At 71.8% G+C, this 2,489-nt stretch carries 3 protein-coding genes; 2 read left to right on the plus strand and 1 reads right to left on the minus strand.

The features are described 5' to 3' along the window. Window positions 1-675 precede the first annotated feature (675 nt). Complete coding sequence (locus AB0L34_RS33550; protein WP_363709671.1) at window positions 676-873, plus strand: hypothetical protein; 198 nt, start codon at window positions 676-678, stop codon at window positions 871-873. Window positions 874-991: 118 nt separating this feature from the next. On the opposite strand, the gene AB0L34_RS33555 is transcribed toward AB0L34_RS33550, so the two are convergent. Continuing rightward, the gene (locus tag AB0L34_RS33555; RefSeq protein ID WP_091120405.1) at window positions 992-1,258 is read right to left on the minus strand and encodes a helix-turn-helix transcriptional regulator; all 267 of its coding nucleotides are present in this window, start codon (window positions 1,256-1,258) and stop codon (window positions 992-994) included. 89 nt (window positions 1,259-1,347) lie between these two features. On the opposite strand from AB0L34_RS33555, the gene map reads away from it, so the two are divergent. After that, window positions 1,348-2,166 carry a type I methionyl aminopeptidase gene (gene map, locus AB0L34_RS33560; RefSeq protein ID WP_363709673.1) on the plus strand — a complete coding sequence of 273 codons (819 nt, stop codon included), beginning with the start codon at window positions 1,348-1,350 and terminating at the stop codon, window positions 2,164-2,166. Window positions 2,167-2,489: the final 323 nt, after the last annotated feature.

Raw genomic sequence — 2,489 nt, forward strand, 5'->3', positions numbered from 1 at the left:
CCGAGCTCGCCTGGAGGCAGTGGCAGATCCTGCGCGAGTCCCGAGGCTGACATTGCAGCGATCCAGCACACGCCAGCTCGAACGTCCTGTCATCGACGGAAGCGGATACCGCACCGGTGTCGCAGAGCGGTCGGTAGCAACCCACGGGGTACCGGTCAAGACGCGAGGGTCGGCATGGTCGGGTTGACTGCGCGCGGCGACGCCTCGCCCTTTGGACATCTCGAATCTCTGGAGAACCGCCCCACTTCGGCTCATGCACAAGGCCCGGGCCCTCGGGCACAACGTCGACCGGCGCCGCGAGCATCGGCGCGACCGGCCGACGCAGCACCGTTCCGCTCCGCCCCTGGCCCGTGGGCGGGCGGGAGTCACCTCCAGTCCCCGCCACGCCGGCCGCACGCCCCGCTCATCCCCACCCACCCCCACGTCATGGTCGGAGAGACACGGGCCGCCTCGGGCCCAGATCCGCGACAACGAATGCCCAGCGGGCGGTCGTAGCGCGCCTGACGCTCGGCCGAGCGCCACGTGCAGGTGGAGCCTCGCCGCAGGTACCGGCGGGCGACCCATGGGCGATGCGGTCAGTTGGGGAGACTGGGCCGTGGCCCGCAACGCCGCCCGCTCGGGGGGCAGAGTTTCACACGCCGCGTCGCGCGCTCACGGGGCACGTACCGTCGAAGGGTGGACGTGCTGCTGCGCGGCGGGCCGGGTGACGGCCAGGTGCTGCCCGGCGGCGGGGAAACCGTCGTGTGGCGGGCCTGCCTGTACCAGATCACGACCGAGTTTGCCCAGCGGCACGGCCGCGACCTGCGGGTCTACCGGCACCGCCCCGACTGCTGTGAGCCGTACGGCCGAGGCGCCGAGGACCGCTGCGAGTGACCCACTCCCGCTGGTTCGCCACCCCACCCCGCCACGGTATCGAACATGCGTACGATCGCTGCGCGGACGAGGGGCCCCTGAAACGGATCTCCTACTGGAGCATCTGGGCGGCTGGCCTCTAGGACGCCTGGCGGATGGGCATGTCGGCCAGCCAGACGTCGGCCAGGTCGCCGAGGGGGACGTCGAGGGCCTGGCTGAGGCAGACCACGGTGCCGAACGCCGGTGCGGGAAGGCGGCCCGCCTCGATCTTGCGCAGCGTCTCGGGGGAGATGCCGGCAGCCAGGGCCACCTCGACGAGGCTGCGGCCGGCCCGCGCGGCCCGGAGGGCGGCTCCGAGGCGCTGGCCCGCGGCGATCTGTTCGGCGGTGAGTGGTTGGCGAACCATGCCAGCAGGATATCCCTCCGGAGCACCCCGACCTGACGTGGTATAAAAATGCCGGTATAAAAATACCGAGTCCGGAGGGGGAGGCTGTCGTGATCGAGCTCAAGTCCGCCGAGGAGATCGGCCGGATGGCGGTGACCGGCCAGTTCGTCGGTGAGCTGCTCGCCGAGCTGAGCGACGTCGCCGCCGTCGGCGTCAACCTGATAGACCTCGAACACCACGCCCGCCGCCGGATCTCCGAACGCGGCGCCGAATCCTGCTACTGGGACTACGCCCCTTCGTTCGGCCGCGGCCCGTTCCGCAACGTGCTGTGCCTGTCGGTCAACGACGCGGTGCTGCACGGCCTGCCGCACGACTATGTTCTGCGCGACGGCGACCTGCTCAGCATCGACATGGCGGCCGGCATCGACGGCTGGGTCGCCGACTCCGCGCTCTCCGTCGTCGTCGGCACCCCGGACCCGGCCGACCTGAAGCTGATCGAGGCCACCGAGGTCGCGCTGGAGGCCGGCATCGCCGCCGCCCAGCCCGGCGGTCGCCTCGGCGACATCTCCGCCGCGATCGGCGAGGTCGCCCGCTCCTACGGCTACGGCGTCAACGCCGAGTTCGGCGGCCACGGCATCGGCCGCACCATGCACGAGGCCCCGCACGTCCCCAACAACGGCCGCGCCCGCCGCGGCTTGAAACTCGCCCCCGGTCTCACCATCGCCATCGAGCCCTGGTTCTGCCGTTCCACCGACAAAATCAAGTTCGACAGGGACGGCTGGACGATCCGCTCCGCCGACGGCTCCCGCACCGCCCACTCCGAACACACAGTCGCCATCACGGCTTCCGGCCCCCAGGTCCTGACCCGCCGCCCCACCCACGGCGCCACCTCGGCCGACCCCACCAAGAAGCCCGCCACAGCCTCCTGACCCACTGCCCGCCCTGGGGCGGTGTATGGCGTCATCACCGGCCTCGGCCCGGCAGTGCTGACGGGCTTCGCCCAGGTCGTGTTGCTGCGGCACGGACGTCCACCGGTGCGGTTCCCGGTGCTGTTGCGAAAGGAGTTGCGGCGGCAGGTGCTGCGCCAGGCCGGTGTGGTGTACCAGTTCCGGCACGCCGAACTTCAGGACAGCGCCCGGACGAGGTCGTGGGCCGGCGCCCCCCCGGGCGGCGGGGACCCCCGTCAAAAGGTAACAACCGGGGTGGCCGCCGCACGGGAGGGGGCGTAGGGGGGGCGGGGGGCGGCGGCGGG

The sequence above is a fragment of the Micromonospora sp. NPDC052213 genome (assembly GCF_040679695.1).
In the GTDB taxonomy this organism is placed as follows: Bacteria; Actinomycetota; Actinomycetes; order Mycobacteriales; family Micromonosporaceae; genus Micromonospora.